The sequence below is a fragment of the Glutamicibacter sp. V16R2B1 genome (genome assembly GCF_005774635.1).
Lineage (GTDB): Bacteria > Actinomycetota > Actinomycetes > Actinomycetales > Micrococcaceae > Glutamicibacter > Glutamicibacter creatinolyticus.
The window spans coordinates 1-6,214 of sequence record NZ_VATX01000035.1 but is presented as its reverse complement, the minus strand read 5'-3'; the positions used below and the strand labels follow the sequence as shown (position 1 = coordinate 6,214).

At 70.2% G+C, this 6,214-nt stretch carries 5 protein-coding genes; all 5 read left to right on the top strand.

Annotated features, from left to right (window positions below; genetic code table 11):
- Window positions 1-441: hypothetical protein (locus FDN03_RS16480; protein ID WP_171021284.1), on the top strand; the 441-nt coding region annotated here is incomplete at its 5' end.
- 61 nt (window positions 442-502) lie between these two features.
- Window positions 503-910 (top strand): hypothetical protein, encoded by a 408-nt coding sequence (locus tag FDN03_RS15400; protein WP_138178478.1) that lies wholly within the window; start codon window positions 503-505, stop codon window positions 908-910.
- A 29-nt stretch (window positions 911-939) separates the two neighbouring features.
- The gene (locus FDN03_RS15395; RefSeq protein WP_071083302.1) at window positions 940-1,260 is read left to right on the top strand and encodes a hypothetical protein; all 321 of its coding nucleotides are present in this window, start codon (window positions 940-942) and stop codon (window positions 1,258-1,260) included.
- Entirely contained in the window at window positions 1,260-5,408 is a 4,149-nt protein-coding gene (locus FDN03_RS15390) for a phage tail tape measure protein (protein ID WP_138178477.1), read from the top strand. Before FDN03_RS15395 ends, FDN03_RS15390 begins: the two co-directional genes overlap by 1 nt.
- A partial coding sequence (locus FDN03_RS15385) for a hypothetical protein (protein ID WP_138178476.1) occupies window positions 5,408-6,214 on the top strand: 807 nt, incomplete at its 3' end. The genes FDN03_RS15390 and FDN03_RS15385, both read left to right, overlap by 1 nt.

Below are 6,214 nucleotides of genomic sequence, written 5' to 3'. Positions count from 1 at the left end.
CGGCTGAACGACTCCGCCGAGCTGCAGGTCACCTGGGACAACCAGGCACTGGCCCGCCTCGAACGGTCCCCGCAGGGCATGGTCGTCCGCGAACTGGTGCGCCGCGGGCAGCTGGTGCAGGACGCCGCGCAGCGCCAGGTCCGCCTCGGCCACATTGGCGGCGGTCCCGGCGGGCGCCCGAACCTCCGCTACACGATCGTCAAGCGGCTCGTGCAGGACGGCTCCAACGATCTGCCGACCATGCTGATCGGCTCCGAGTCCCCGATCGCGCTGCTGCACCACGAAGGCAGCCGACCGCATGTGATCGTCCCGCGCCGCAAGAAGGTCCTCGTGTTTGTGCCGCGCGGCGGCGGGCCGTGGGTTTTCACCAAACGGGTCCGGCACCCCGGGTTCCGCGGCAACAAATACCTCACGGACAACCTCCCTCTGGCGGCGCAATGACCCCATTCGCACGCCCACTGCAACTACTCACGTTCGCCAAGCTGACCACCCAGGAGAACGCATGAAGACCTTCAAGTCCGGACGCGACCGGCGGCCACCCGAGCCGTTCGTCGTCGAATACGAAGTCGAGGTCAAGGAAAAGGTCCAGGTGCCAGCCATCCCCGGCAGCCTCGACCTCATCGGCGGGATAGAGGAGCGCGCGACAGGCCTCTACGAGACCCACTCGCGGCAGTTCCACGCCCGCTACAGCGCCATCCCCGCCGGGATCATGCTCGCCGCCGGCGAATCGGGACCAGCGCAGGCCGCCGCGATCCGCAAGGTCCTGGAATGCGCCGTCGTCGAACGGGACGACCTGATCGCGCTGCTGTCCGACCCCGAAGCCGTCATCGCGATGGACACGTTCATCGAGATCTTCGAGTGGCTCAGTGAGCTGGCCGCCGGACGCCCTACGACCAAGCCCAGCAGCTGATCGGCTGGGCACAGGATCACTGGGCCGACGTGGACGGACGCGCGCTCCTCGCAGGCATCGACCTCGATGACCTGCCGTACGACCGCGCCCTCAACGTGATCACCGCCCTCGCCGTCGACGACCAGATGCCCCGCTGGTCTGCCGAGACGAAGAAGGGCCTGGAGGTCTACGACCGACGTCGCGTCCGCGCCGAGCTGCTGGAATCCCTCGGCGGTGCAACACCCGGCCTGGCGCCCGCGGCCACCGCACGTGAACGCGCCGCCCAACGCTGGAACCCCGACACGTGGGGCACCCTGCCCGAGCACCAGGCCGGACAGCGCGCCGTCATGGCCATGGTCGGGGGGCTGTAGTGGCCACCAACCTCCTCGGGTCCGCGTTCGTCGCGATCGTCCCGAAGCCCGAGCGCTGGGATCGGCTCGGCGACCAGATCGCCAGCAAGATCCGCGCCGCCGTCCGCGAGGTGCTCGACCTCAACGCCCAGCTCGACAAGGCCGGACGATCCGCACAGCGCACCGCGACCAGCGCCAAGGAGATCGGCGACGCCGCAGGGCAGGCCCTCGGAGAGGTCAAAGCTCTCGGCAAGGGGTTCGACGGGGCCACCACCGCCGCCACTCGAACCGTCACCGCGACCGCCGACATCGAAACGGGCGTCAAGGGTGCGACGGTATCCGTCGACGGCCTGGACGTAGGCCTCAAGGGCGCCACCGCCTCGACCGCCGGCCTCAACGCCGGACTCAAGGACGCCGCCGCGTCCGCCTTCGAAGCCAGTGGGGCCACCGACGGCATCGGCCGGGCGGCGGCAGGAGCGGCCGGCAGCGTCGGAGCCGTCTCCGGGGCCCTGACCGGCGCCAGCGCCGCCGCCTCGGAAGCAGCCCGCAACGTCGAAGGCATCGGCGCCGCCGCCAGCAGCGCGGCCGACCACGCCGGCGGGCTCAGTAGCAGCCTCGAAGAGGCTGGGGCCAGCGTCGGTGAGGCCGCCACCGAAGCGGAAGCCGGATGGGCCGAATCCTTCGCCAGCGTCGAAGAGGCCGGTGCTGGCGCGTTCAGCCTCCTCACCGGCGCCGCCGCCGCCTTCGGCCTCGGGCTTGAGGACGCCATCTCCGACGCCGGTCGCGACGCCGCCGAGGAGACAGGCGACGCCGCCGACGAGGTGCAGTCCCGCTGGAAGAGGGCCTTCACCGGCATCAGAGACAACGCCGGAAGCCTGTTCGTCGCGGCCGGTGTCGCCGCCGCAGCCGCCTTCACCGTCGGACTCCAGGGATCCATCCAGGCCCAGGCGCGAGACATCCTCCTCAGCGCATCCCTCGGTATCAGCGACGAGGAGGCAACCCGCCTCGGCGGCGTCGCCGGAGACCTCTACGCCCACGCCTATGGCGACTCCCTCGGCGAAGTCACCGCGGCCGTCGGAACTGTCCGCCACAGCATCCAAGGGATGGCCCAGGCGTCCGCGGAGGACCTGAGCAGCGTCTCCGCCCGCGCACTGTCGATCTCGACGGCGTTCGGTGAGGACGTCGTCCCCACCATCACCGCGGCGAGCCAGCTCATCCGCTCCGGGCTGGCCCCGGACATGGACGCGGCGCTCGACCTCATCGCCACCGGCTTCCAGAAAGGCGCGAACTACGGCGGCGACTTCCTCGATCTGCTCATCGAGCGGTCACCCAACCTCAAGCAGTTCGGGTTCGACGGTGCCTCCGCCATCGGGTTCCTCGTTCAGGGCATGAACGCGGGCGCAGATTCGGCGGGGACCGTCGCCGGCGCCCTCGACGAGCTGATCGGCAACGCCGGAGACTCCGCCGAGGTCTTCTCCGAGCTGGGGTTCAACGGGGAAAAGATGGCCCGCGACCTCACCGGTGGCGGGCCCAAGGCTGCGAAGGCCCTCGACGCGCTTCTGGAAAAGCTCCGGTCCATCCAGGACCCGGCGAAGCGGGCCACCGCGTTCGTCAGCCTCTTCGGCGAAGAGGCGTCGGTCTTCCAGAGCGCCATCCTGTCTCTGGACCCGTCCAACGCGGTCAATGCGCTCGGACAGGTCGAAGGGGCCGCCGCCCGCCTCGACGAGAAGATGGGCACCGGGGCAAAGACGGCCCTCACCACCATCCGACGCACGTTCGAGTCCGGGTTCGCCAGCCTCGCCAGCATCGCCCTGCCGCCCATCGAGCGTCTGGTCACCGGCATCGCAGGGAAGATCGGCCCGGCGTTCGCCGTCGCAGAGGTCGGCGTACGGGCTTTCTTCTCCGCCCTGTCCGGCGAGGGTGTCACCTCGGCTGGCTTCGTCGGCGGGATGGAACGGGCCGGTGTCGTCGTCCGCTCCCTCGGTGAGACCGCCTCGCGCGCCTGGCAGCTGGTCCTCCCCGGTCTGCGTGACCTGGGCTCGTTCGTGACCCAGTCGGTGTGGCCGGCGCTGCAGAACCTGTGGGCGGTCGCCAAGGGGCTGTGGCCTGACGTGCAGCGCATCGGCCAGATCGTCGGCACGATCCTCCTCGTCGCGTTCCGCGCGCTGGCCGCGGTGCTGGCGAACGTGATCGGCCCGGCGCTACGGGAGATGACCGGGTTCTGGCGCTCGAACCAGACGACGATCACCGCGCTGGCCGTCGCGATCGGTGCTGGGGTTGTCGCCTGGTACGCCTACCGTGGCGCGGTTGCGGCGGTCACGACCGCGCAGTGGATCTGGCAGACCCGCACCCTGATCATGGAAGTGATCATGCGGAACGTGCGGACCGCCATGGCCGCGATGCGGACCGCCACGCTGCTACTCAACTCGGCGTTCCTGGCGAACCCGATCGGGATCATCATCGTCGCGCTCGTCGCGCTGGCCGCCGGGTTTGCCTACGCCTACACCCACAGCGAGACCTTCCGCAACATCGTCCAGGGCGCGCTGGCTTGGGTGAGCGGCGCCGCGCAGGCGGCGGGGCGCTGGTTCGTCGCCTTCGGCTCGGACGTCGGCGGCGTCCTGACCGCCGTCAGCTCCGGGGCGCAGGCCTTCGGTGGATTTTTCGTCGGGATTTTCCGGGGGATCTTCGACTACGTCTCGTCGATCGTGCGCGGCGGACTGGCTATCTGGCGTGGCGTGATCGACATCGGGCTCGGCGGGATCCTCGCCGCCGCCCAGCTCTGGTGGATCTACTTCACTACGCCCTTCCGTGTCGGATTCGAGGTGATCCGCGGCCTCTTCTCGTTCTTCTCGGCGCTCTTCCGTGGCGACTGGGACGGAGCCTGGAACGCGATCTCCGGGACGACGACGCGCGTGCTCGGGATCGTGCGTGGCGCGATCGATTCTGGGCTCGGAGCGATCAAGACCGCCTTCCAGACCACGAAGGACGGCATCGGCGTTATCTGGGATGGACTCAAGACAGTAGCGTCAGCACCAGTCAAGTTTGTCGTCGAGACCGTCTACAACAACGGCATCCGCCGCGCGTGGAACTCGATCGTCGCGAAGATCCCCGGCGTCCCAGAAATGCCAGCACTGAGCGTCCCCGGCCTCGCCGCCGGCGGACCCATCGCCGGCGGGGTACGCGGCCAGGACTCGGTGCTGCGCTGGCTGATGCCCGGCGAGCACGTCCTCACCACCGCCGAAGTCAACGCCGCCGGCGGCCACGGCCGGATCTTCGCCCTGCGCCGCGCACTCGGCGGCGGCACCCAGGCCAGCGGCGTCGGCATGGCCCTCGGAGGCGTCGGTGACGCCCTCGGTGCAGCCTGGAACGCCACCGGCGGACGTGCCGTCGACAAGCTCGAAGACCTCGCCCGGGCCGGCCTCGCCAAGGGCTTCGAGCTCGCCGTCAGCCCGATCCGCGGCGCCATGAACTCCACCCTCGGCCGGGGCGACAACTGGCGCGGCATCATCAACCGGCTCATCCAGACCCCGTTCGACAAGTTGATCGAATGGGTCCGCGGCAAGGAAGCCGAAATGGTCCCCGACGCGGGGCCGGTCGGCGCCGGAGTGGCCCGTTGGTCCGGGGTGTCCTCCGCCGTTCTCAACGAGACCGGCCAGTCCCTGTCATGGCTGCCGCTGCTCCTCAAGCGGATGAACCAGGAGTCCGGCGGCAACCCCCGCGCCATCAACCTGTGGGACTCCAACGCCAAGGCCGGGATCCCGTCCAAGGGCCTCATGCAGGTCATCGACCCCACATTCCGCGCCTACGCCGGACCCCACATCGGCGCCGGGATCTGGGACCCGCACGCCAACATCTACGCGGCGACCAAGTACTCGCTGTCCCGGTACGGCAGCCTCGGCAAGGCGTGGAACCGGGCCGGGGGCTACGACCAGGGCGGGCCGCTGCACCCCGGCTGGACCATGGCCTACAACGGCACCGGCCACGACGAATGGGTCTCCGTCAACAAGCCCAGCGGCGGGGTCCTCGTGGCCGCCGGGGCGATCCAGCAGAACATCGACGCCCGCGGCGCCAGCGACCCGAACGCCATCGAAGCCGCCGTTGAGCGCGGAAACGAACGCATGCTGCGCGAACTGACCACCCTGCTTCAGCAGGGCGAGGGGGCCAACTGATGCCCGGCACCGTCACGACGCTGCGGCCCAACGAGACGTTCAACGGGGGCGACTGGTGGACCATCACCGGCGGCCCCACCACCGTCCACGCGGCCACCGCCGACAGCCTCGACACCACCTACGCGGTCACCACCGGCAACCCGGCCTTCCTGGGATTCGGTGACCTCGCCGGCCTGCCGCCCGGTGCGCGGATCATCTCCGTCGCCATCCGCGTCCGCTGGGTAGGAGACGGCACCGCCATGGGCGCGGTGGCCACCGTCGACAACCTGACCGGGAAATACGCCTGGCAGACCAGCTACTACCGGGTCCCGGCCACTCCGCGCACCGAGACGTGGGCCGCCATGACGACGCGGCCCGACGGCACCCCGTGGACATTGGACGCGGTCAACCACCTCACCATCCGCATCGCCGGCAACGCCACCACCGTCAAGTTCTACGAGGCGTACGTCGACGTCACCTACAACGAGCGCGCCACCGTCTCCGACGTCGGACCGTCCGGCACCATCACCGGCCAGCAGCCCACCATCGGCTGGAACTACGGCGACCCCGACGCCGACCCGCAGGAACGCTGGCAGGTCCGCGTGTTCGCGGGCGCTGTCGCAGGGGCTGCCGGGTTCAACCCGGAGACCGCCCGGGCCGTCGCCGACTCGGGGATCGCCTACTCCTCGGCCAGCGGTGCGGCGTCGTGGTCCGTCCCCGCCGCCCTCTCCCCGGGCGTCTACCACCCCTACGTCCGCGCCGCCGACGCCGGATCCGGCGGCCGCTGGTCCGCCTGGGCGTCGTCCACGTTCACCATCGTCGGCGAC

Bases quoted from the DNA above. Each gene is read 5' to 3' on its own strand.
- FDN03_RS15400 (WP_138178478.1), top strand. From the start codon at position 503: ATGAAGACCTTCAAGTCCGGACGCGACCGGCGGCCACCCGAGCCGTTC.